The following is a 21,694-nucleotide window of genomic DNA, read 5'->3' as shown; positions in this document are numbered from 1 at the left end:
GGCGCGGGTGCGGCCGTGCGGGAGTGTCACTCGTTTGCCCTATGCTCAACTCCCATGGTGGCGCGGCCGTTGGGCGAACTTGTCGAGGCAGGATGGGCGAAGGCCCTGGAACCGGTGGCGGGCCGAGTGGCCGCCATGGGCGAGTTCCTGCGAGGTGAAATCGCCGCCGGGCGGCGGTACGTACCGGCGGGCGCGAACGTGTTGCGGGCGTTCACCCAACCGTTCGCGGACGTACGGGTGCTGATCGTGGGTCAGGATCCCTATCCCAACCCTGGGCACGCGGTGGGGTTGAGCTTTTCGGTCGCTCCGGAGGTGCGTCCGCTGCCCGGTTCGCTGATCAACATCTTCACCGAGATGAACCGCGACCTGGGCCTGCCGATGCCCACCAACGGTGATCTGACCCCGTGGGCCGACCAGGGCGTATTGCTGCTCAACCGCGCGCTGACCACCGCCCCCGGTCGGCCCGCCGCGCACCGCGGCAAGGGCTGGGAGGAAGTCACCGAGCAGGCGATCAAGGCGCTCGCCGCGCGCGGCACCCCGCTGGTGTCGATCCTGTGGGGTCGCGACGCCCGCAATGCCCGGCCGCTGCTCGGCCCGGGCGCGGCCGTGGTCGAGTCCGCGCACCCCTCCCCCATGTCGGCCGCCGGCGGCTTCTTCGGCTCCCGCCCCTTCTCCCGTACCAACGACCTCCTGGTGGGTCAAGGCGCCCAACCGGTGGACTGGCGCCTCCCGTAACCCGAAGGCACCAACACCCGCCCCCGGGCCCGCCGCAGGACACCCGTGCTCCGGCCGCGGCACCGGGCACACACCGCCCCACCGGCACCGCCGCAACCGAAACGCCGACCCCGCGCGTCCACGCCTATACGCACCGCCGCCGGCGACGGAAGGTGGTGTGATCTCGATAGGGTGGCGGCCGGTACAACCGGTCATGGGCCACCGCCGGTCGGGGCCGTCGCTTGGAGGAACCTTCTTCGATGTCAGGCAATAGCGTTCCCGGCCAGGGGGGTGCGCCGCAGCGCTCCTCCGAGGCGTTGCCGCCGCGTTCCAAATTGGCGATCACCGCGAGTCGGGTGACCGCGGCCATCTCGCGGCGCGCCGGCAAGGGCAGCGGTTCGGTCATCGGCGGCAAGCTCGCGCTGCGACTCGCCCCGGACCTGCTCGCGCAGTTGTCGGTGGGGCTGCAGGTGGTGCTGATCTCCGGGACCAACGGCAAGACCACCACCACCCGCCTGGTCGCCGAAGCGATGCGCGCGGCCGGCCCGGTGGTGTCCAACGCGCTGGGCGCGAACATGCCGGCGGGCATCACCTCCGCTCTCGCGGGCGCGGGCAACGAGGCCCGCTACGGCGTGATCGAGGTCGACGAGAAGTACCTCGCGGGTGTCGCCCGCGACTCCGACCCCGTCGCCATCGCGCTGCTCAACCTCTCCCGGGACCAGCTCGACCGCGCCGCCGAGACCCGGATGCTCGCCGAGAAGTGGCGCGAGGGTCTGCGCGGGCGGGACGCGATCGTGGTCGCCAACGCGGACGACCCGCTGATCGTGTGGGCCGCGTCCTCCAGCAAGGACGTCTTGTGGGTGGCCGCCGGGCAGACCTGGCAGGAGGACTCCTGGTCCTGCCCGCAGTGCGGCGGCGTGATGCAGCGTCCGGGCGACGACTGGTTCTGCTCGGAGTGCGACTTCCGTCGTCCCTCGCCCACCTGGTCGCTCGCCGGCGATCGCATGGTCGACCCGGACGGGCAGGTGTGGCCGCTGCACCTGCAACTGCCGGGCCGGGCCAACCGCGCCAACGCGGTCACCGCCGCGGCCGTCGCGTCGTTGTTCGGCGTGCCCGTGGAAGCGGCGCTGGAGCGGATGAAGCACGTCACCGCCGTCGCCGGCCGCTACGACGTGGTCGACTACATGGGCCGCAAGTTGCGCCTGCTGCTGGCCAAGAACCCGGCCGGCTGGGTCGAGACGTTCTCGCTGATCGACCCGCCGCCCACCCCGGTGATCCTGTCCGTCAACGCGCTCGACGCGGACGGCAAGGACACCTCGTGGATCTGGGACGTCGACTTCACCCAGCTCGCCGGTCGCCCGCTGATGGTCCTGGGCCAGCGCCGACTCGACCTGGCCGTCCGGCTGGAGGTCGCGGGCCTGCAGTTCCAGGTCTTCGAGACGCTCGGTCAGGCGGTCGCGGCCTCGCCGCCCGGCCAGATCGAGGTCATCGCCAACTACACGGCGTTCCAACAGCTTCGCAAGACGATCAAGGAAGCGGCCCACGCATGATCGGTGAGAGCAGGCTGCGCCTGGTCTGGATCTACCCGGACCTGCTCAGCACATACGGCGACCAGGGCAACGCGCTGATCGTGGAGCGCCGCGCGCTGATGCGCGGCATCGAGGTCGAGCGGGTGGACGTACGCTCCGACCAGCCCGTGCCCACCTCCGGCGACATCTACCTGATCGGTGGCGGCGAGGACCGGCCGCAGCGGCTGGCCGCCGAACGCCTGCGCCGCGACCCGGGGTTGGCCACCGCGGTCGGCGCCGGCGCCGCGCTGCTCGCGGTGTGTGCCGGCTACCAGATCATCGGCAACGAGTTCATCGACGACCTCGACCAGGCCGAAGCCGGTCTGGGCCTGCTGGACGTACGCTCCGGCCGGGGCGCGCCCGGCAAGCGCTGCGTCGGCGAGGTGCTGGCCGAGGTCGACCCCGCGCTCGGCCTGCCGGTGCTCTCCGGGTTCGAGAACCACCAGGGCGTCACCCACGTGGGCCCCGGCGCCAAGCCGTTGGCCCGGGTCACCCACGGCAACGGCAACGGGACCGGCGACGGCACCGAGGGCGCGTACGCGGGTCGGGTGATCGGTACCTACATGCACGGGCCGGTGATGTCGCGCAACCCGGCGCTGGCCGACCTGCTGCTCACCTGGGCCACCGGCGTGCCGCTGACCCCGCTGGGCGACCACTGGCACGAGCAGCTCCGCTCCGAGCGCCTGCGCACGGTCCGCGCCGCCGCCTCGAACTGAGCGAAGAGCAGATGGGCCGAGGGCCCGCGTACCGCCGAGCGGTACGCGGGCCTTCGGTCTGGTCGGCGCTCCCCGTCAGCGCGTGTGCACCGTCCCGTGCGGGTCCTCGCAGTGCCCGCGTGTCGTGCCGATCGCCAGCACCGCCGGGTCGGCGTGATCGACCTGAAGCGTCGTGTGGGTGATCGCGTACCGTTCGCGCAGCCGCTCCTGGAGCCGGTCGCGGACCCGGTGGCAGTCGTCCCCGGGCTCGACCAGGACGTGTGCGGACAACGCCGGGAAGCCGGACGTGATGGTCCAGATGTGCAGGTCGTGCACCTCGGTGACGCCCTCGACCGAGGCCAGGTCCGCCCCGACCGCGTCCGGTTCGATGCCGTTGGGGGCCGCCTCCAGGAAGATCCGCCACGACTCGCGGACCAGCGCGATGCCGGACTTGAGCATCAGCGCCGCCACGATCAGCGAGGCGATCGCGTCGGCCCGGGCGAAGCCGGTGGTCAGCACCACGACGCCGGAGATCAGGGTGGCGATGAACGCCCACAGGTCGTTGAGGATGTGCTGGTAGGCGCCCTCGACGTTGAGGCTGGAGCGGTTGGCCCGGGAGATCAGCCAGGCCGCGATCACGTTGATCACGATGCCGACTGCGGCGGTGACGATCACCAACGAGCCCTCGACGTCGGGCGGCGAGATCAGCCGCCGGACCGCCTCGTAGGTGAACCACACCGCCAGGACCAGGAACGTGATGCCGTTGATCTGCGCGGACAGGATCTCCGCCCGCTTGAACCCGTACGTCCAGCGCCCACGCGCGGGCCGGGCCGCGAGCCGCATCGCCACCAGCGCGAGCCCGATCGCGAACGCGTCGGTGACCATGTGGCCGGCGTCGGTGATCAACGCGAGCGAACTCGCCAGGATGCCGACGGTGACCTCGACCACGATGAACGCGCCGATCAGCACGAGCGCGGCGGTCAGGTAGCGGCGGTCCGCGTCCGCGGCCACCCCATGCGAGTGCCCGGCGTGCCCGGCTCCCCCGTGGTCGTGCCCGCCGTGGCTGCCGTGGGCCGGATCCGGCTCGCGGGTCGGCGCCGAGGACCCGGCCGCGTCCGGGCCGTGGTCGTGGTCGCGGGTGGTCATGAAGTCCCTCCGGGGAGCTCGTTCGCGCAGCCGGTGTGATCGGTGGCGGGGGCGTGACCGATGTGCGCGAGCGCCACGTCCAGGAGCAGCCGAACGTGCGCGTCCGCGAGGCGGTAGTAGGCCATCCGGCCCGCCCGGCGCACCGTCACCACCTGGTGTGCGCGCAGCAACCGCAGTTGGTGCGAGACCGCCGATTCGCCCTGCCCGCAGGCGGCGGCCAGGTCGCGGACGCACAGCTCGCCCTCCAAAAGCGCGACCAGCAGGGTGAGTCGGCCGGGGTCGCCCAGGAGCGCGAACACGTCCGCGGTCTCGGCCAGGTGCGGGCCGTCGGGCAACCGCGATCGCACCGAGTCCACCAGGTCCGCGTCCACCGGCTGCGCCACCGGGTCACCTCCACTTTCGCGTGGTCGCCCACGTCCGCCGTCGTCTCGACTCGGACATCGTATCGTCTGAACAGCTCTTCATACGAGCATGAGAAGAAGATAGGGGCAGGGGGTATCCACACGCAAGCGCGCCGCGCCGTTCCCACCACCGCACCGCACCCGTTCCCGCAAACGCGTCACACCCGTTCCGAAGCCGCGGCCGGCCCCGCTCAACCCCGCCGAGGATCCCGATCCAGGTGCGCCCACCACCGCTGCGCCGGTTCGTGGACTTGGTGCCACGTGGCCACGAACAGGTCGCTCGCCGCCGCCCCCGGCCAATCCGCCGGCAGCAGCGCGGCGGGCAGGCGCGGGTCGCATTCGAAGGTCAGCCGCCACGCGTGCACCAGCCGGGTACGCAGCTCGAACGCCTCCGCGTCGGTGTTCGCCCGCGCGCCGGCGAACCGGTCGACGAACGCCTCCAGGACCACCCGGATCGCGGCCGGGTCCCACGCCTGTTCGACCAGGGCCCGTTCCCGCTCCGGGTCGCTCACGCTCGACGTCATCCAGGTCGCGTGCCCGGCCAGGCCCCGCTCGGCGATCAGCGCCCGCAACGCGCCCACCCCGCCCGGGTCCGCCGCGATCCACACCCCCCGCCCCAGATCGCCGAAGCCCTCGAAGGCGAGCTGCTCCTCGACCACCGCGCGGGCCTCGCGCAGCGTCGCCGGCGGGCGGAACAGCAGTTGTTGCCACTGTCCCGACCAGGGCGTCTCGCGGGTCGCCCGGGCGAGCCGCTCGGTCCATCCGGTCAGCAGCCGATACAACGACGGCGCGAGGGTCAGCCGGGTGTACCGCCCGTCGGCCCGGGCCACCAGCCAGCCCTCCCCGGTCAGCCTGGTGATCGCCCGCCGGGTGGCCGCCTCCGGCACCCCCAGCGCGTCGAGCGCCGCCACGGCCGTCGGCGACCACACCCCGTCGTGCCCGGGCCAGCGCACGTACTCCCCCAGCACGGTCAACAACAACGTGCGGGCGCTGGGCCCGCCATCGGCGGTGCGCCGGGTGCGCGGCCCGGTGCGACCGGCGGGCGTACCCCTTGTTTCCTCGCGATCCTCCATGTAGGACATAACTCATCCAAGCATGTTCTTGTGTCCTACGAAAGGTCCAGCCCGTGTCAGAGGCCGCTCCGCCGACCCGCTTCGGTGCCTTCATCGCCCCCTACCACGGCATCGACGGCAACCCCTCGCTGCAACTGCGCCGGGACCTCGACCTGGTCGAACACCTGGACGCGCTCGGCTTCGAGGAGGCGTGGATCGGGGAGCACCACTCGGCCGGATACGAGACGATCGCCTCGCCCGAGGTGTTCATCGCCGCCGCCGCCGAACGCACCACCCGGATCCGACTCGGTACCGGCGTCAACTCGCTGCCGTACCACCACCCGCTGGTGCTGGCGGACCGCATCGTGCAGCTCGACCTGCAATCGCGCGGCCGGGTGATGTTCGGTTCCGGGCCCGGCCAACTGGCCTCGGACGCCTTCATGATGGGCATCGACCCGATGCGCCAGCGCGCCATGATGGCCGAGGCGCTGGCCGCGATCGTCCCGCTCCTGCGCGGCGAGACGGTGACCATGCGCACCGACTGGTTCACCCTGGACCAGGCCCGGCTGCACCTGGGCCCGTACACGCGCGCCGGCATCGAGACCGTGTGCGCCTCCACCGTCTCGCCGTCCGGATCGGTCCAGGCCGGCACCCACGGCATGGGCCTGCTCTCGCTCGCCGCCGCCGACCCGTCCGGCTTCGCGGCGCTGTCCACGAACTGGGACGTCTACGCCAAGACCTGCGCCGAGCACGGCCACGTCGCCGACCGCGAGCGCTGGCGCCTGGTGGTGCCGATGCACCTCGCCGAGACCACCGAGGCGGCGCGCGAGCAGGCCGAGTACGGCGTGCACCACCTGGTCGACTACATCCAGGGGTTGTCCGGGATGACGATGCCCTGGGGGGCGACGCCCGGGCAGGCCGTGGCGCAGTGGACCGGCGAGGGTTTCCCGACCTTCGGCGTGGCGATGATCGGCACACCGGCGCAGGCGATCGAACGCATCACCGCGATGGCCGAACAGTCCGGCGGCTTCGGCACACTGCTCCTGCTCGACCTGCCGATCGCGCGACCGGCGGACAAGCGGCGCAGCTACGAACTGTTCGCCGAGTACGTGGTCCCGCACTTCACCGGCGCCAACCGTCCCCGGCAGTCCTCGATGGCCTGGGCGCACGACAACAGCGAGCGCTTCATCGGCGCGCTGCGTCAGGCGGTCGTCGCGGCGATGACGCCGCCCGCCTCCTGAACCCGTCCACGCACGTTCGTTTCGGCGATCCGGAGCACCGGTGAGCCGTCGACCCGACAGGGAGATTGCCCAACATGCGAGCAGCGGTACTACGCGGCGGCGCGTTCACGGTCGAGGACATCGCGGCACCCGAACCCGGCGAGGGGCAGGTCCTCGTGGAGACGGTGGCCTGCGGGATCTGCGGCTCGGATCTGTCCGCGTACAAACACACGGCCGAGTTCCTCCGGGCGTCCATCGATTCCGACACGCCGTCGTTCGTCTTCGACCCGGACGCCGACCTGGTGATGGGTCACGAGCTGTCCGCGCGGGTCGTGCGGCCCGGGCCGGGGGTGACCGGCTTCGAGGAGGGCGAGGTCGTGGTCGGCCTGCCCTGGGCGCTGGACGGCGGTGGCGTATTGCGCACGATCGGCTACTCCAACACCTTCCCCGGCGGCTTCGGCGAGCGCATGGTGATGCAGGCGGCGGCCCTGGTCAAGGTGCCCGCACACGTACCGGCGCACGTCGCCGCGCTGACCGAGCCGCTCGCGGTCGGCTTCGGCAACGTGGCCCGCTCCGGCGCGGAGAAGGGCGGCGCGGCGATCGTGATCGGCGCCGGGCCGATCGGCCTGGGCGCGATCGCCGGCCTGATCGAGCGCGGCGTGGCCCCGGTGGTGGTCTCCGAACCCTCCCCGCGCCGCCGCGAACTCGCCCGCGCGTTCGGCGCCCACGTCGTGGTCGACCCGGCCGAGCGGGACCCGTTCGTCGCGTGGCGCGAGATCGCCGAGCCGGGGCAACCGCTGACGATCTTCGAGTGTTCGGGCAAGGCCGGCATGTTCGATCGCATCACCTACGCCGCGCCGCGCGGCGCCACGGTGTTGCTGATCGGAGTGTGCATGACCGAGGACACCTTCCGACCCGTGGTGGGCATCTACAAGGACCTCACGGTCAAGATGTGTCTGACCTATCCGCCGGAGGAGTATCCGAAGACGCTGGCCCGGATCGCCGCCGGCAGCGTGGACGCGGCGGCGCTGGTCACCGGCCAGGTGGGCTTCGGCGGGGTGGCCGCGGCGATCGACACGCTCGGCCGGCCGGACGAGCACGTCAAGGTCCTGGTCCGCCCACATTTGGAGGGGTCGGGCGTACATCCCGCCACGGCGTAGCGGCGGAGCCGGGTACGGGCCGGGTCCCGGGGACGCGCGGGGCGGGTGTCACGCGTAAGGGTGGACCCCGGCCGGTCCCCCCTGGCGCGCGCCGTGCGCGGACGGCGCGCTCGCCAGGGCGTTTCGTTCGCGCACGCCCCCGAACGCCCCGCCGAGCGGGGTGTGGAAGTGTCGCAAACGGGACGCACCGGGTGTCGGAATCGGTACGCTCCGAGGGAATTCCCTCGGAAGATCCGTACACCCGCCATCGGGGACATCATGAGTCACACCGGGCACCGTCACGGTGCCGTGTCCGTCCATCGCGTGACCGCCACCGGCTCGGGAGGCGCGGTATGACCGTGCTCAATGACGCCCATCCGGTGTGTCGGTTCGATCTGCCGCCGCACGAGGCGGAGGTGTCCGCGGCCCGACGCAAGGTGGTCGCGATCGCCGTCGGGTGGGGCATGCCCGCCCACGGCGATCTCGCGGACACGCTGCGTCTGGTCGTGTCCGAGTTGGTGACCAACGCGGTCCGGCACGCGGGGGTGTTGACGCCGGCCATCGGCGTCACCGTGTGCGGCACCGACGACGGCGGGGTGCAGGTGGGGGTGCACGATCGACATCCGTTCTGCCCCAAGGCGCTGTTGGAGACCGTCGACGACGACAGCGGGCGCGGCCTGTTGATCGTCAAGGCCCTGGTCGCCGAGGCCGGCGGGTACGCGGGGATCCAGCCGGACACGACGGGCGGCAAGACGGTGTGGGTGACGCTGCCGCTGCGCTGAGCCGGCACTCGGGCCGTCGTCGGGCCGGGGCGGGCGCCGATCCCGGATCGATTTCCGGGGTCGACGCCGATCACCACTTCAGGTCGAAACGTTGCCTGACGGTGTCGATTCCCCAGGTCCGGGCCGGGTGTTCCTCGGTCAGGGCGAAACCGGCCCGGTCGTACAGGTGCCGGGAGGCCCCCAGGCCGGCGATCGTCCACAGGTAGACGCCGACCGCGTCGCGCCGACGGGCCTCGGCCAGTGCGGTGTCGAGCAACGCACCACCCACCCCGCGACCGCGCGCGGCCGGATCCAGGATCACCCAGCGCAGCCGCGTCCACCCGTCCTCGGCGCGGGTCAACCCGATGCCGCCGAGCACACGTTCGGTGTCCCGGTCTTCCTGGGCGACCCACATCCGACCGGGCCCGTCGTCGCCTTCGCGGGTTCGGGCCAATACGAGTTCGGCCATGCCCGCGGCGACGCCCGCCTCCATCGTCGCGTCCATGCCGTATTCGCGGCTGTACAGCACGCCGTGCAACGCGGCGAGCGCGCCCAGGTCGCCGGGACGCGTCGCGTCGCGAATGCTCACGCCGCGCGTGCTCGGTGTCGAGGTCATGGTCTCGATATCCTTCACTGAAACAGTTGTTTCAGTAGAGGATATGCGGATGACCGCCGACGTGAAACCCCCCACCTCCGCCCGCCGTGACGAGCTGCTCGCCGCGAGCGCGGCCTACGTCGCCGAGCACGGGCTGGCCGAACTCTCGCTGCGCCCGCTGGCCCGGGCGATCGGCTCCAGCCCCCGTGTGCTGCTCTACCTGTTCGGCGCGAAGGAGGGACTGGTCCGGGAGATCCTCGACGTCGGCCGCGCCGAGCAACTCGCCCTGGTCGCCCGCGCCGACGGCCACCCGGGCACCGCCCGGGAGACCCTCGACCTGCTGTGGACCTGGCTGGTCGCCCCCGAACGCCGAGGCGCGCTCCGCCTGTTCTTCGACGGCTACGTGCGATCCTTCGACGGGCCCGACGGGCCGTGGTCCGACTTCGCCGGCAGGTCCCTCGACGACTGGCTGCCCCCGCTCCGGCGCGTCCTGGCCGACCACCCGGTGCCGCCGACCCTGGTGCTGGCCGTGCTGCGCGGCCTGCTGCTCGACCACCTGGCCGGCGGCACGCCGGACCATCGGGACAGGGTGCAGTCGGCCTGGACCGCCTTCCTGGACCACTCCTTCCCGCCGCCCGGGTGACACCCGCCCACCCCGGCGCGCCGGCGGCTCAGCCCAGCGGAAGCTTGGCCTCCTTCTCCGGCGGCAGGCCCACCACCGGGCGGTCCGGGCGTTGCGGCACGACGCCGTTCACCGAGCGCAGCCAGGTCCACGTGTCGGCGACGGTCTCCTCGACCGGGCGCACCCTCAGGCCGGCGGCCAGCGCCTTGCGCACGTCGCGCCGGTGAATGCCGTCGTAGTCCTCGCCCGCCGGGAGCCAGATCGGCAGTTCGAGCCAGGGTTGGATGCCCGCGGCCAGGATTGTGTCCGGGTCGATCCAGCGCAGTTCGGCGTCCGAACCGGTGATCCGCACGCACAGGTCGAGCAGCTCGCCCATCGTGGTGTGGCCGGTCGGCCCGACCAGGTTGTAGGCGCCGCTGCGACCGGCCTCGGCCGCGTCCAGAGTCCACTCGGCCAGGTCGCGCGCGTCGATGTACTGGAGCTGCGCCTCACGCGGACCCGGAGCCGGGACGAGGCCGCCGCGGGCGATCCGGTTCAGCCACCACGGGAGCCGGCCGATGTTCTCCCGCGGACCCAGGATCAGCCCGGCCCGCGCGTGCACGTACCGGTCGCCGAACGCCTGCTCGACGGCGATCTCGGCGCCGCGCTTGGCCCGGGGGTAGGACACGTCGTCGCCGTCGTCGGGCGCGGCCTCGACCAGGGCCGCCTCCTCGCCCAGTCCGGCGGGCGTCGGCTGGTCGTACACCGAGCAACTGGAGATGTAGACGTAACGCCCGACGCGGTCGGCCAACAGCTCGGCCGAGGCGCGGACCACGCGCGGCGCGGCGCTCCAGGTGTCCAGGACCACGTCCCACTCGCCGTCGGCGAGCGCGGCCAGACCGCCCACAGTGGTCCGGTCACCCACCAACGACCTTATGCCGGAGGGAAGTTCGTGCCGACCGCGATTGAACACGGTCACGTCCCAGTCCCTGGCCGACGCGGCGTCGGTGACGGCGCGGCCGACGAACTCGGAACCACCCAGAATCAGAATTCTCATGCCCCGACTCTGCCCACCCGCGACGATCACCGGAAGCACCTCACGCTCTGGGCGGAATCGCTGTCGGCGTAAACCCGCGGCCACCGCTCATCCCCCGTCGCGCGGCGGGCACGAGCGCCCGTCCCGGACCGCCCCCGGCTCCACCGCCTCGTACTCGGCCAACTCCCGGTCCACCAACCGCAACAGCCGCAACAACTCGGCCCGATCCGCCTCGCCCAGTCGATCGAAGACGGCCGCACCCGCGCCCTGCCGGATCGCCCGGATCCGACGCAGCTCGTCCCGCCCCCGCTCGGTCAACTCCACCAGCGTCGCGCGCCGATCCAGCGCGGAGGTACTGCGCCGGACCAGGTCCCGCGCGGCCAGATCGTCCACCACGGTGGTCGCCGAGCGCGGCACGATCTCCAGCCGCGCCGCCAGATCCGCCATCCGCAGCGGCTCCTCGGCGTGCGCGAGCACCTTCATCGCATGCGCCTGAGCCGGCGTCAGACCCAACGGGGCGAGTTCCCGGCCGGCGCGCACCCGAATGCGCCTGGCCAGCCGCATGAACAAATCGCCGATCGGCGCCGAGCTGGATTCCGGCGAACTCACGCGTGTCACGTCCAGGAAACAGGGACCCGAGCGGATCCGAATACCCCCATTGTCCCGCCGCCCCCGACCCGGGACGACGGGGGTGGTCACGGGCCGCTCCGGACGGTCACGCCTCGGGCGCCTACTGCGATTTCGGTAGTGCGTCGTGTGGTTTCGGTAGGTCGCGGTGTCCGTAGCGGCATGACGACGGGACGGGTCCTCCCGGGCGAGCCTTGAGCGGTCATCGCTCGTGGATAGGGAGACCCTGACGTGGCGACTTTTCTGTATCGGCTCGGGCTCGGCGCTTTCCGGCGCCGCCGCCTGGTCGTCCTGGTCTGGCTCGGGGTGCTGGCCGCGGTCGCGGTGGGCGCCGCGGGAGCGCGGGGGCCCTCGGACGAGGAATTCTCGATGCCGGGGATCGAGTCGCAAAAGGCGTTCGATCTCATGGAGGAACGCTTCCCCGGGGCCGCCGCGGACGGCGCCACCGCCAGGATCGTCTTCGTCGCCCCGGACGGGCGGCAGGTGGGCACGGGCGACCTGCGCAAGGCCGTCGTGAACGCGGTGGACACGCTGGGCGGCGGCCCGCGGGTGGCCGCTGTCGCGGACCCGTTCGAGTCGCAGGCGGTCAGCAAGGACGGTACGACCGCGTACGCGACCGTCACCTACAAGGTGGAGTCCGCCGACGTCACCGATGCCGACCGGGCGGCGGTGGACAAGGCGGCGAATCAGGCCCGGGCGGCGGGCCTGACGGTGGAGACCGGCGGGTCGGCGATGGACGGCGGCGGCGGCCCCGGCGGCGTCGCGGAGATCGTCGGCCTCTCGGCGGCGGCGGTCGTGCTGCTGATCACCTTCGGGTCACTGGCGGCCGCAGGTCTGCCGCTGCTGACCGCGATCGTGGGTGTCGCCGTGAGTCTGTTCACGGTCGTATTGCTGGCGGGCCCGTTGGGGCTGTCCTCGGACACGCTCACGCTCGGGACGATGCTGGGCCTGGCGGTGGGCATCGACTACGCCCTGTTCGTGGTCTCCCGCTATCGGGAAGAGCGCGAGCGCGGCCGGCCCCCGCAGGAGGCGGCCGGGGTGGCGGTGGGCACCGCCGGATCGGCGGTCGTGTTCGCCGGGATCACCGTGATGATCGCCCTGGCGGGCCTGTCGGTGGTCGGGATCCCGACGCTGACCAAAATGGGCCTGGCCGCTGCGGGGGCCATCGCGGTCGCCGTCCTGGTCGCCTTGACACTCGTGCCCGCGCTGCTCGGGTACTGGCCCGACGCGGTCCTGGCCCGCAGGACGCGCAAGGCCCGCGCCCGGGGCGCCGACCGGACCGTGCTCCCGAGCGGCGGTGCGCCCGGCACCCGCACACGGGTCAACCTGGGCACCCGCTGGGCCGGCTTCGTGCTGCGTCGTCCCGTGGCGGTGCTGATCCTCGGCGTGGTGGGTCTGGTCGCACTGGCCGTACCGGTGGCATCACTGCGCCTGGGCATGCCCGGTGACGAGGCCAAGTCCGCCGCCACCACCGAGCGACGGGCCTACGACGCGCTCGCGGCGGGCTTCGGCCCCGGCTTCAACGGACCGCTGACCATCGTCGTGGACGCCAGGGGCTCGGCCGACCCGCACGCCGCGGTGCGCGCCGTCGGCGACCGGATCGGCGGCACAGCCGGCATCGTGTCCGTCTCGCAGGCCCGCTTCAACCAGGTCGGCGACACCGCGGTCTTCCGGGCCACCCCGTCGAGCAGCCCCACGGACCAGCGGACCAAGGACCTGGTGGAGGCGATCCGCCGGGACCGGCCGGCCGTGGAGAAGCAGGCGTCGGCGACGTTCGAGGTCACCGGCACGACCGCGCTGAACATCGACGTCGCGGCGAAGGTGCAGGCCGCGCTGGTGCCGTACCTGGCGGTGGTGGGCGGCCTGGCGGTGGTGTTGCTGCTGCTGGTCTTCCGGTCCCTGCTGGTGCCGATCAAGGCGGCCCTGGGTTTCGTGCTCTCGGTGCTCGCGGCGCTGGGCGTATTGGTGCTGGTCTTCCAGGAGGGACACGCCGCGGACCTGTTCGGGGTGGAGCAGACCGGGCCGATCATGAGCCTGATGCCGATCTTCATGATGGGCATCGTCTTCGGGCTGGCCATGGACTACGAGGTCTTCCTGGTCTCCCGGATGCGGGAGGCGTACACCCACGGGGAAGGGGCCGAGCAGGCGGTCGTGTCCGGGTTCCGGCACAGCGCCCGGGTGGTGACGGCCGCCGCACTGATCATGATCGCGGTCTTCTCCGGGTTCATCGGGGAACAGGGCGGGCTGATCAAGATGCTCGGGTTCGGCCTGGCCGCCGCGGTGCTCTTCGACGCCTTCGTGGTCCGGATGGCGATCGTGCCCGCCGTCCTGGCCCTGCTCGGCGACCGGGCCTGGTGGCTGCCGAGCCGACTGGGCCGCGTCCTGCCCCGAGTCGACGTGGAGGGCTCGGCCCTCCTGGGCCACGCCCGGCCCGCCGGCCCGGACCGCGACCCGGACGGGCCGGTCCGGGCGCACCGATGATCGACTGCGCCCGAAGGACCGCCCGAGCAAGCCGTCTCGGGCGGTCCTTGCGCCGTCCTCGTGGGCATCGGCAACCATGGACCCGGCACGCCCCCTCGCGGAGAGCACGATGACCGGCAATCTCGAACGGTACGCGGAGCGCCACGCCCGGGCCGCGGATGTGGTGACGGCGGTGGCGATGTGCGTCTGCACGCTCTTCGGGGCGCAGATCAGCACGTCCGAGTCCTCGCCCCCGCACGCCCTGTGGCCCGCCTGGATCCTCGTGGTCTCCGGCGTGGCCGTGCTCGGCGCCCGCACCCACCCGCGCGCCGCCCTCGCGGTCACCACCGGCGCGGCCGCACTGCTGACCGCGCTCGGCTACCTGCCCAGTCCGCTGCTGCTGGCCCCGGTGATGACCGCCCTGTACTGGCTTGCCGCGCTCACCGACTCGCGGACCACCGGCCGCTACGGCCGGGCGGCGGTGGCCGTGCTGCCGGCCACCTCGCTGGCCGGCGCGCCGCTCGGCGACGACCTCATCCTGCGGACCGTGGGCACCGTCCTGTGGTTGTGGCTGCCGATGTCCCTGGGCAGCAGGAGCCGTTTCCGGCGCGCCTACCTCGAATCCGTCCAGGCCCGCGCCACGCACGCCGAACGCACCCGCGAGGAGGAAGCCCGGCTGCGCGTCGCCGAGGAACGCATGCGCATCGCCCGCGAACTGCACGACGCCATCGCCCACCACATGGCCGTCGCGCACGCCCAGGCCGGCACCGCCGCCCACCTCGCCGACACCCACCCCGAACAGACCCGACGGATCCTCGCCGACCTGGTCGGCACCACCACCTCCGCACTCCTGGAACTGCGCGCCACCGTGGGCGTGTTGCGCCAGAGCGCCGACCCGGACGCCGACCCGCTGGCGCCCGCCCCCGGCCTGGACCGTCTCGCCACGCTGGTCGCGGCCTGCGAATCGGCCGGCCTGACGGTCACCGTCACCACCGAGGGCCGGGCCCGGCCGCTGTCCCCGGGCGTGGACCTGACCGCCTACCGGATCATCCAGGAGGCCCTGACCAACGCCACCAAACACGCGCCCGACCACGCGGCCCGGGTTCGGCTCCACTACCAGGACTCACACCTGCTCGTCACCGTCGACAACGACGGTTCACCCGACGGCGGGGCCGTTCCGCCGGTACCCGGAGGCGGCTACGGACTGATGGGCATGCGCGAACGCGCCCACTCGGTCGGCGGCGACCTGCGCGCCGGCCCCCGACCCGACGGCGGCTTCGAAGTCGCCGCCGCACTCCCCCTCCCGCCTCCCGCCCCGGCGGACACCCCGGCCGGACGACGACCCGAGGAAACCCGTTGACCATCCGCGTCCTGCTCGCCGACGACCAGGCCCTCCTGCGCGGCACCTTCCGGCTGCTGATCGACTCCTGCGCGGACATGGAGGTGGTCGGCGAGGCCGCCGACGGCCACCAGGCCGTGGAACTCACCCGCGCCCGGCAACCCGACATCGTCCTGATGGACATCCGGATGCCCGACGGCGACGGGCTCGCCGCCACCGCCGCCATCTGCGAGGACCCCGACCTCGCCGGCACCCGCGTCCTCATCCTGACCATGTTCGAGACCGAGGAGTACGTCGCCCGGGCACTACGCGTCGGCGCCAGCGGCTTCCTCGGCAAATACGTCACCACGGACGCGCTGCTGGACGGAATCCGCACCGTCGCCGCCGGCGAGGCGCTCCTGTCACCGGGAGCCACCCGGGCCCTGATCACCCGCTTCCTCACCACGCCCGCCTCCGGACCGCCCCTGGCCCCCGCCGAACGCCTCGCCGACCTCACCCCCCGCGAGCAAGAGGTCACCGTCTTGGCCGCCCACGGCGAGTCCAACGACCGGATCGCGGAAAAGCTCGTCCTCAGCGTCCTGACCGTGCGCACCCACATCCAACGCGCGATGACCAAACTCGGCGCCCGCGACCGCGCCCAACTCGTCGTCATCGCCTACCAGAACGGCCTGGTCCGCCCCGAACCCCCCAGCCTCTGACGGCAACGGGCCCAGCGCCCCGCGTCGACCCGCGCCCGCGCCGCTCGACGCGCCCGACCCGCGCGAGCCCGCCGCGGTGGCCCGAGTGTTTTTCGGCTCGCGGGGCGTGGCATTGTTCGGGAATGCTTCCCCTGGTCCATGCCATTCGTTACGTCACGCCGATGCGCGAGGGCGGTTCGTTGCCCGGGCTCGTCGAGGCCGACGATCTCGGCACCTACGTCGTGAAGTTCCGCAGCGCCGGGCAGGGGGCCAAGGTGCTGGTCGCCGAGGTCGTGGTGGGCGAACTGGCCCGCCGGCTCGGGCTGCCGGTGCCCGCCCTGGTGCGGATGGAGGTGGATCCGGTGATCGCGCGCGGCGAGCCGGACCAGGAGGTGCAGGAGCTGATCAAGGCCAGTGCCGGGCTGAACCTGGGGATGGACTTCCTGCCGGGCTCGGCCGACTTCACCCCGGCCACCTGGGAGCCGGACGCCGAGCTGGCCGCACGCGTGTTGTGGCTGGACGCGCTGACCTCGAACGTGGACCGTTCCTGGCGCAATCCGAACCTGCTGGTGTGGCACGGTCGGCTGTGGCTGATCGACCACGGCGCCTCGTTGTGGTTCCACCACGCGTGGCGGGCCGCGACGTCGGCCGCGACGCGTGCGTTCGACGCCGGCGATCACGTGCTGGCCACCCTCGGCGGTCCCGGTCTGCTCAAGGCGGACGCCGAACTGGCTCCGCGGATCACCCGCGCGTTGCTCACCGAGGTACTCGCGCTGGTCCCGGACGAGTGGCTGGAGTCGGGCGACGCCGAGCGCGCACTCGGCCTGGACAGCCCCGACGCGCTGCGCGAGGCGTACATCGCGCACCTGTCCGCCCGCGCCGCCGCACCGCGCGCGTGGCTCCCGGAGATCGCGCCGGAAACGGTCGCGCGACAGGGCGCGGCCTCCTCGGTGTCGAACCGCCCGGATTGGCTCAAGTGATGACGACGATCGCCCAGCGGGAGTTCTTCGAGTACTCGATCATCCGCCTGGTGCCCCGGGTGGAGCGCGGGGAGTGCCTGAACGTCGGCGTCGCGCTGTACAGCCAGGCGTTCGGCTTCCTGGGCGCCCGCACCCACGTCGAACAGTCCAGGCTGTGCGCGCTCGACCCGGACGCCGACGTCACCCAGGCACGCGCGGTACTCGCCGCGTGGGAACTGGTGTGTGCGGGCAGCGAGGCGGCCGGTGCGCCCGGCGCCGAGCCGGTCGGGCGCCGATTTCGCTGGCTGACCGCGCCGCGCAGCACGATCGTGCAGCCGGGTCCGGTGCACGGCGGATTGACCGCGAATCCGGCGGCGGACCTGGACCGGCTCTTCGACCTCTTGGTGTTGTGAGGCGCGGCGAGGGCCCGGCGGTCACCCGGCCGCCGGCCGCCGCGCCACGTGGTTCCCGGGCGCCGCGCTCTGTCCGTCTCGCGAGCTGCTGCGCTACCGTGCCAGACACCGGTTCGTTCCCGGGCTCCGAGGGTGGAGGCGACGATGATCCGTACCTACGGTCCACAGAGTCGGGGCATGGTGGCCTGCACACTCGTGCTGCTCACCATCCTGGGTCTGTACAGCGCGCTGTACGACGCGGTGGCCTGGATGTGGCTGGTGTGGTCGCTGATGGCGATCGTCACCGGCCTGCTGGTGGCCACCGACCGAGGCGTGTGAGACGCCCCGCTTCCGCTGTGCGCGCCCCGCTCACGCGACGGTGAAGCCGTGTTTGGCCCCCAGTCGGGTCAGTGACCGGCGCCCCGGGATGCCGTCCGCGTCCGAGCCGTTGTAGCCCAGTCGGCGCTGCCATTCGGCGTATGCCTTCAGGGTCGCGGTGCCGTAGTGGCCGTCGGCCAGATGGCCGGCGAGCAGGCCCTCGGCGACCAGGGCGTTCTCGACCATGCGGGTGCCCACGTAGGTGACCGGAGTGCCCTGGCGGCTCGGGTCCGACCGTGCCGCGGCGACCAGTTCGGCCAGGTCGACGGCGGGGCGCGGGGCCGGGATGTCGACGGGTGGGGTGCCGCCGGTGCCGGCCACGATGCCCGGGAAGATCCGGTCGTGGAACTGCCGTACGCGCGCGTCGCCGGGGCACGCGGTGCCGTCGATGGACCATTTGGCGAACAGCCGGTGGTAGCCGTACCCGGGGTCGTCCCACGCCCGGCACACCCGCAGCGGCAGGTCGTGCCGTTCGTGCATCCACACGCCGAGCCGGATCAGGCTGTCCACCTGGGCCTCGGTCCACGGGTCGGTGTGCTCCAGGTTGCTCGCGCTCTCGACGCTGACCGCGCCGGTGCCGTCCGACCGGCGGTTCGCCGAGGCGTTCGCGTCGGCCCGGGTCTCGGTGCCGATGAACTGCCACAGGCCGCCGTCGTACGCGCAGCCGAAGTGCGATTCGAGGTTGGTCGAGTCGCGCCAGTACTCGTACATCCGCTCGCCCGACCACGGCGCGGCGATCGAGTGCAGGATCAATTGGGTGGGGCGGATGGCGGGCTGCGCGTCGGATTCGGGCTCCAGCTCGCGCTTGGTGGCTCCGGGGTACCAGGCCATGGCGGTCTCCCTGGGATCGAGGTCGCAAATGCCCATGGTCACGACGTTTTGCCGGCTTTTCGTCGATCTTCCGCAAAGCCGGGACGATCCCGCTGAAGCAGCCCATAATGCCGCGCGCGGCTTGCCGCACCGCACGCCCCGCGAGCGTCCTCGCGCGCGCCCCGCGACTGCCCTCGCGCGCGTCCCGCCGCCCCGGATCCGTCGCTCACAACCGCCGATCATCGGCGGGTATCAGCCGTTTCGATGGCATTTGCGGAGCTGAACCGGTTACCGGTCGGTTGTGGGAACTCAACAAGTAATAGGACGTCCTCTTTATCGGTGTCGATACCCCCGCGCCGAACTTTCCCTGACAGCGTTGCGGATCAAGTGACCCGTACGCGAGCGCGCGTGGGTCACCCGTGTCGTGTTTCCACAATGCTTCGACAGAGCTGGGGTGCGTTTTATGACGCTCGGCAAGACCGATGTGGTGGTGACGGGGATGGGCGCGACCACGCCGTTGGGCGGGGACGTGCCGTCCACGTGGGCGGCCCTCCTCGCGGGCGAGTCGGGAATCGAAGCCCTGGCGGACGCGTGGGCGGCCGACCTGCCGGTCCGGATCGCCGGGCGGATGCGAGTCTGCCCCGAGACGGTGCTCGACCGGGTCCGGGCGCGGCGTCTGGACCGGTGTCAGCAGGCCGCACTCGTGGCGGCCCGCGAGGCGTGGGCGGACGCGGGCGCGCCGGTGGTCGAGCCGGAACGGTTCGCCGTGGTGGTGGGCACCGGCATGGGTGGTGCGATGACGATGCTCGCGCAGCACGACGTGCTGGCCGCGTCCGGCGTGCGCCGGGTGTCCCCGCACACGGTGCCGATGCTGATGCCCAACGGGCCGGCCGCGCAGGTCAGCATGGAGTTCGGGGCTCGCGCCGGCGCCTACACCCCGGTCAGCGCGTGCGCGTCGGGCTCGGAGGCGATCGCGTACGCCCTGGACCTGATCCGCCTCGGTCGCGCCGACGTGGTGATCGCGGGCGGCGCGGAGGCGACGATAGGCCCCCTGCCGATCGCGGGCTTCGCCCAGGCCCGCGCGTTGTCCACCTACGACGGCGACCCGGCCGCGGCGTCGCGTCCGTTCGACGCCAAGCGCAACGGCTTCGTGATGAGCGAGGGGGCCGCGCTGCTGGTCCTGGAGCGGGCCGACTTCGCGGCGGCCCGCGGCGCCGGCAGGCACGCGTACCTGGCCGGCGCGGGGGTCACCTCGGACGCCAACCACATCACCGCCGGGTACGGGCCGGGCCAGGTCCGGGCGCTGCGGATGGCGATGGCCGAGGCCGGCGTCACCGGCGCGGACGTGGATCACATCCAGGCGCACGCGACCTCGACACCGGCGGGCGACGTGCTGGAGGCCGCCTCGATCGCCGAGGCGATCGGCAGGCACGCGGCGGTCACCGCGATCAAGTCGATGCTCGGCCACCTGTGCGGTGCGGCCGGCGCGATCGGCGCGGTCGCGGCCGTGGCGGCGCTGCGCGACGGCGTCATCCCGGCCACCCGCAACCTGGACTCCCAGGACCCGAACATCGACCTCGACGTGGTCGCCAAGGAGCCCCGGGTGGGGCCGCTGAACGTCGCCGTCGCGAACGCCTTCGGATTCGGCGGCCACAACGCGTCCCTGGTGTTCACCTCGGCCGGCTGAGGCCCGACGGATCCGATCGAAACAGGAACGCCCCGGCTGAAGCCCGAGGAGACACCGCGCTCCCCGACCCCGGTCCACCGCGTCGCGACCCGACGCCCCGACCGGGGTCGTCGCATGCCCGCCGCGGGGCGCCAACCGTTCGGGGCGGACACGGCGCGGCGCGAAAAATCGGGTGCGGTCGGTGCCGGTTCTGCACCAGGGTGGTGGGCGGCACGACCGTCCCGCACCCCGGGTCGGCGGGCCCGGAGGCCAAGCGGCAGCGGGGTTTCAGCGAACCGCAGGGTTTTTACCGAACACCTCGCGCGCACCGGGTGAATCAGGAACGTCTCTGGCCTCATTCGTTTCTAGGCTGAAGGACATGAAGACCACGGGGAAGAGCAACAACGCAGCCGGCGGCAGGGCCGGGAAGTCCGGTTCGATCGCCGCGTTCGCGCGGTTCGTGGTCTTCGGGGGCGGCACCGGGATCGCCTCCTCGGGTGCGCTGGTCGTGCTCTCCGGCACGATGCCGATCGCGGTCGCCAACGCGTTCGTGACCGTGGTCTCCACGGTGGCCGCGACCGAGTTGCACAGCCGGTTCACCTTCGGCGGCGGGCGCGCCGGATTGCGCGCCCACGGCCAGTCGGCGCTCAGCGCGCTGGTCGCCTACCTGTTCACCACGACCGCGGTGCTCGGCCTGCACGCGGCGGCGCCGGGCGCGGGTGTCCTGGTCGAACAGGGCGTCTACCTGGGCGCGTCCGGCCTGGCCGGGATCGGCCGGTTCGTGGTGCTGCGGCTGTTCGTGTTCGCCCGCCCCGCCGCGCGCCCGCGCCCGCTCACCCCGACCCTGGCCCGCACCCACGTGGTGGCCGCCGCCTGACCCTCGCGCGAGGGGGACGGCGGCGGCCCGGTCCGGTCGGCGTGCTCAGCGCGGTTCGAGCGCCCACCACTGCGACGGGCTGTCGGTGTCCTCCCACTGCCGCACGTTGCCGCCGGGCTCGGTGCTGCCGTCGGCCACCTCCAGGAGCAGCCCGCTGACGTAGTTGACCAGCGTGACCCGGCCCGGCACGTCGACGTGCTCCTCCAGGATCCACTCCTGCGCGCCGAAGTTGTTCGCCCGCCACAGTTGCACGTTGGCCCCGTTCTCCTCCGAGGCCCCGGTCACGTCCAGCCGCTTCCCACTGGCCACGTGCTCCACGTGGTGGACCGCGCCGCCCGCGTGTACGGCGGTGATCCGCCAGTGCTGCGCGGCGGAACCGTCCTCGGCGCCCTGCCACACATTGGCCCCGCTGTGGGTCCGCCCGCCCTCGACTTCGAGGACCAGCCCACTGCGCACGTTCCGCAGCACATACACACCCTCGCCAACCCCAGCCACGAAGCGCTCCCGGTCCGGATCCATGATCTTGAACCAGTCACCCTCGCACGCCGCACCCACACCGGGCCCGCCGGCCGCCGACCCGG

General features: G+C 72.6%; 23 protein-coding genes. 15 read left to right on the top strand and 8 right to left on the bottom strand.

All coding sequences use genetic code 11. The features are described 5' to 3' along the window. The first annotated feature begins 54 nt into the window (after positions 1-54). From ABZ374_RS17370 to ABZ374_RS17360, 3 genes are all read left to right on the top strand, one after another. Positions 55-735 carry a uracil-DNA glycosylase gene (locus ABZ374_RS17370; RefSeq protein ID WP_360311767.1) on the top strand — a complete coding sequence of 227 codons (681 nt, stop codon included), beginning with the start codon at positions 55-57 and terminating at the stop codon, positions 733-735. Between the two features lie 239 nt (positions 736-974). Further along, complete coding sequence (locus tag ABZ374_RS17365; RefSeq protein WP_360311765.1) at positions 975-2,264, top strand: MurT ligase domain-containing protein; 1,290 nt, start codon at positions 975-977, stop codon at positions 2,262-2,264. Then, positions 2,264-2,998: a glutamine amidotransferase gene (locus tag ABZ374_RS17360; protein ID WP_360311922.1), complete on the top strand. Its 735-nt coding sequence runs from the start codon at positions 2,264-2,266 to the stop codon at positions 2,996-2,998. Before ABZ374_RS17365 ends, ABZ374_RS17360 begins: the two co-directional genes overlap by 1 nt. 75 nt (positions 2,999-3,073) lie before the next feature. On the opposite strand, the gene ABZ374_RS17355 is transcribed toward ABZ374_RS17360, so the two are convergent. From ABZ374_RS17355 to ABZ374_RS17345, 3 genes are all read right to left on the bottom strand, one after another. Next, entirely contained in the window at positions 3,074-4,123 is a 1,050-nt protein-coding gene (locus ABZ374_RS17355) for a cation diffusion facilitator family transporter (protein WP_360311763.1), read from the bottom strand. After that, positions 4,120-4,506, bottom strand: coding sequence for a metalloregulator ArsR/SmtB family transcription factor (locus ABZ374_RS17350; protein WP_360311761.1), 387 nt, complete (start codon positions 4,504-4,506; stop codon positions 4,120-4,122). The genes ABZ374_RS17355 and ABZ374_RS17350 overlap by 4 nt, the downstream gene beginning before the upstream one ends. Before the next feature lie 209 nt (positions 4,507-4,715). Next, on the bottom strand, positions 4,716-5,606 hold the full coding sequence (locus ABZ374_RS17345; protein WP_360311759.1) for a PaaX family transcriptional regulator C-terminal domain-containing protein: 891 nt from the start codon (positions 5,604-5,606) through the stop codon (positions 4,716-4,718). Between the two features lie 44 nt (positions 5,607-5,650). On the opposite strand from ABZ374_RS17345, the gene ABZ374_RS17340 reads away from it, so the two are divergent. The 3 genes from ABZ374_RS17340 to ABZ374_RS17330 all read left to right on the top strand — a co-directional run bounded on the left by ABZ374_RS17340 (position 5,651) and on the right by ABZ374_RS17330 (position 8,717). After that, the gene (locus tag ABZ374_RS17340; protein ID WP_360311757.1) at positions 5,651-6,817 is read left to right on the top strand and encodes an LLM class flavin-dependent oxidoreductase; all 1,167 of its coding nucleotides are present in this window, start codon (positions 5,651-5,653) and stop codon (positions 6,815-6,817) included. A 74-nt stretch (positions 6,818-6,891) separates the two neighbouring features. Beyond that, positions 6,892-7,956 carry a zinc-binding dehydrogenase gene (locus ABZ374_RS17335; RefSeq protein WP_360311755.1) on the top strand — a complete coding sequence of 355 codons (1,065 nt, stop codon included), beginning with the start codon at positions 6,892-6,894 and terminating at the stop codon, positions 7,954-7,956. A 332-nt stretch (positions 7,957-8,288) separates the two neighbouring features. Continuing rightward, positions 8,289-8,717, top strand: a complete 429-nt coding sequence (locus ABZ374_RS17330) for an ATP-binding protein (protein WP_360311753.1) — start codon at positions 8,289-8,291, stop codon at positions 8,715-8,717. A gap of 70 nt (positions 8,718-8,787) precedes the next feature. Here the strand turns inward: ABZ374_RS17330 and ABZ374_RS17325 are convergent, their stop codons facing one another. Beyond that, a complete protein-coding gene (locus tag ABZ374_RS17325) occupies positions 8,788-9,312 on the bottom strand; it encodes a GNAT family N-acetyltransferase (RefSeq protein ID WP_360311751.1) in 525 nt (174 codons plus the stop codon). 49 nt (positions 9,313-9,361) lie between these two features. Here ABZ374_RS17325 and ABZ374_RS17320 point away from each other — a divergent pair, with 49 nt between their 5' ends. After that, positions 9,362-9,934 carry a TetR/AcrR family transcriptional regulator gene (locus tag ABZ374_RS17320; protein WP_360311749.1) on the top strand — a complete coding sequence of 191 codons (573 nt, stop codon included), beginning with the start codon at positions 9,362-9,364 and terminating at the stop codon, positions 9,932-9,934. A 28-nt stretch (positions 9,935-9,962) separates the two neighbouring features. Here the strand turns inward: ABZ374_RS17320 and ABZ374_RS17315 are convergent, their stop codons facing one another. Continuing rightward, positions 9,963-10,949 (bottom strand): NAD-dependent epimerase/dehydratase family protein, encoded by a 987-nt coding sequence (locus ABZ374_RS17315; RefSeq protein WP_360311747.1) that lies wholly within the window; start codon positions 10,947-10,949, stop codon positions 9,963-9,965. Between the two features lie 87 nt (positions 10,950-11,036). Further along, on the bottom strand, positions 11,037-11,537 hold the full coding sequence (locus ABZ374_RS17310) for a MarR family transcriptional regulator (protein ID WP_360311745.1): 501 nt from the start codon (positions 11,535-11,537) through the stop codon (positions 11,037-11,039). Between the two features lie 249 nt (positions 11,538-11,786). Here ABZ374_RS17310 and ABZ374_RS17305 point away from each other — a divergent pair, with 249 nt between their 5' ends. The 6 genes from ABZ374_RS17305 (at position 11,787) to ABZ374_RS17280 (ending at position 17,721) form a co-directional block, all read left to right on the top strand. Further along, positions 11,787-14,036, top strand: a complete 2,250-nt coding sequence (locus ABZ374_RS17305) for an MMPL family transporter (protein ID WP_360311743.1) — start codon at positions 11,787-11,789, stop codon at positions 14,034-14,036. 109 nt (positions 14,037-14,145) lie between these two features. Continuing rightward, positions 14,146-15,375 (top strand): sensor histidine kinase, encoded by a 1,230-nt coding sequence (locus tag ABZ374_RS17300; protein WP_360311741.1) that lies wholly within the window; start codon positions 14,146-14,148, stop codon positions 15,373-15,375. Continuing rightward, complete coding sequence (locus ABZ374_RS17295) at positions 15,372-16,052, top strand: response regulator transcription factor (protein ID WP_360311739.1); 681 nt, start codon at positions 15,372-15,374, stop codon at positions 16,050-16,052. Before ABZ374_RS17300 ends, ABZ374_RS17295 begins: the two co-directional genes overlap by 4 nt. A 122-nt stretch (positions 16,053-16,174) precedes the next feature. Further along, on the top strand, positions 16,175-17,011 hold the full coding sequence (locus ABZ374_RS17290; RefSeq protein WP_360311737.1) for a HipA family kinase: 837 nt from the start codon (positions 16,175-16,177) through the stop codon (positions 17,009-17,011). Then, on the top strand, positions 17,011-17,403 hold the full coding sequence (locus tag ABZ374_RS17285; protein ID WP_360311735.1) for a DUF3037 domain-containing protein: 393 nt from the start codon (positions 17,011-17,013) through the stop codon (positions 17,401-17,403). The genes ABZ374_RS17290 and ABZ374_RS17285 overlap by 1 nt, the downstream gene beginning before the upstream one ends. A gap of 144 nt (positions 17,404-17,547) precedes the next feature. After that, the gene (locus ABZ374_RS17280; protein WP_360311733.1) at positions 17,548-17,721 is read left to right on the top strand and encodes a hypothetical protein; all 174 of its coding nucleotides are present in this window, start codon (positions 17,548-17,550) and stop codon (positions 17,719-17,721) included. A 30-nt stretch (positions 17,722-17,751) separates the two neighbouring features. On the opposite strand, the gene ABZ374_RS17275 is transcribed toward ABZ374_RS17280, so the two are convergent. Beyond that, a complete protein-coding gene (locus ABZ374_RS17275) occupies positions 17,752-18,591 on the bottom strand; it encodes an N-acetylmuramoyl-L-alanine amidase (protein WP_360311731.1) in 840 nt (279 codons plus the stop codon). A gap of 442 nt (positions 18,592-19,033) precedes the next feature. Here ABZ374_RS17275 and ABZ374_RS17270 point away from each other — a divergent pair, with 442 nt between their 5' ends. Together ABZ374_RS17270 and ABZ374_RS17265 are read left to right on the top strand one after the other, a co-directional pair. Beyond that, positions 19,034-20,257 carry a beta-ketoacyl-ACP synthase II gene (locus tag ABZ374_RS17270; protein WP_360311729.1) on the top strand — a complete coding sequence of 408 codons (1,224 nt, stop codon included), beginning with the start codon at positions 19,034-19,036 and terminating at the stop codon, positions 20,255-20,257. 358 nt (positions 20,258-20,615) lie between these two features. Beyond that, positions 20,616-21,113: a hypothetical protein gene (locus ABZ374_RS17265; protein ID WP_360311727.1), complete on the top strand. Its 498-nt coding sequence runs from the start codon at positions 20,616-20,618 to the stop codon at positions 21,111-21,113. 45 nt (positions 21,114-21,158) lie between these two features. Here ABZ374_RS17265 and ABZ374_RS17260 read toward each other — a convergent pair whose 3' ends face one another. Continuing rightward, positions 21,159-21,608, bottom strand: a complete 450-nt coding sequence (locus ABZ374_RS17260) for an RICIN domain-containing protein (protein WP_360311725.1) — start codon at positions 21,606-21,608, stop codon at positions 21,159-21,161. Positions 21,609-21,694 lie beyond the last annotated feature (86 nt).

The sequence above is a fragment of the Embleya sp. NPDC005971 genome, from assembly GCF_040629175.1.
Classification (GTDB): Bacteria; Actinomycetota; Actinomycetes; order Streptomycetales; family Streptomycetaceae; genus Embleya.
The sequence above is the reverse complement of the archived record's forward strand: the minus strand, read 5'-3'. Positions and strand labels throughout refer to the sequence as shown.

Bases quoted from the DNA above. Each gene is read 5' to 3' on its own strand.
- ABZ374_RS17370 (WP_360311767.1), top strand. From the start codon at position 55: ATGGTGGCGCGGCCGTTGGGCGAACTTGTCGAGGCAGGATGGGCGAAG.
- ABZ374_RS17365 (WP_360311765.1), top strand. From the start codon at position 975: ATGTCAGGCAATAGCGTTCCCGGCCAGGGGGGTGCGCCGCAGCGCTCC.
- ABZ374_RS17355 (WP_360311763.1), bottom strand. From the start codon at position 4,123: ATGACCACCCGCGACCACGACCACGGCCCGGACGCGGCCGGGTCCTCG.
- ABZ374_RS17345 (WP_360311759.1), bottom strand. From the start codon at position 5,606: ATGTCCTACATGGAGGATCGCGAGGAAACAAGGGGTACGCCCGCCGGT.
- ABZ374_RS17335 (WP_360311755.1), top strand. From the start codon at position 6,892: ATGCGAGCAGCGGTACTACGCGGCGGCGCGTTCACGGTCGAGGACATC.
- ABZ374_RS17330 (WP_360311753.1), top strand. From the start codon at position 8,289: ATGACCGTGCTCAATGACGCCCATCCGGTGTGTCGGTTCGATCTGCCG.
- ABZ374_RS17325 (WP_360311751.1), bottom strand. From the start codon at position 9,312: ATGACCTCGACACCGAGCACGCGCGGCGTGAGCATTCGCGACGCGACG.
- ABZ374_RS17320 (WP_360311749.1), top strand. From the start codon at position 9,362: ATGACCGCCGACGTGAAACCCCCCACCTCCGCCCGCCGTGACGAGCTG.
- ABZ374_RS17315 (WP_360311747.1), bottom strand. From the start codon at position 10,949: ATGAGAATTCTGATTCTGGGTGGTTCCGAGTTCGTCGGCCGCGCCGTC.
- ABZ374_RS17300 (WP_360311741.1), top strand. From the start codon at position 14,146: ATGACCGGCAATCTCGAACGGTACGCGGAGCGCCACGCCCGGGCCGCG.
- ABZ374_RS17290 (WP_360311737.1), top strand. From the start codon at position 16,175: ATGCTTCCCCTGGTCCATGCCATTCGTTACGTCACGCCGATGCGCGAG.
- ABZ374_RS17285 (WP_360311735.1), top strand. From the start codon at position 17,011: ATGACGACGATCGCCCAGCGGGAGTTCTTCGAGTACTCGATCATCCGC.
- ABZ374_RS17280 (WP_360311733.1), top strand. From the start codon at position 17,548: ATGATCCGTACCTACGGTCCACAGAGTCGGGGCATGGTGGCCTGCACA.
- ABZ374_RS17275 (WP_360311731.1), bottom strand. From the start codon at position 18,591: ATGGCCTGGTACCCCGGAGCCACCAAGCGCGAGCTGGAGCCCGAATCC.
- ABZ374_RS17270 (WP_360311729.1), top strand. From the start codon at position 19,034: ATGACGCTCGGCAAGACCGATGTGGTGGTGACGGGGATGGGCGCGACC.
- ABZ374_RS17265 (WP_360311727.1), top strand. From the start codon at position 20,616: ATGAAGACCACGGGGAAGAGCAACAACGCAGCCGGCGGCAGGGCCGGG.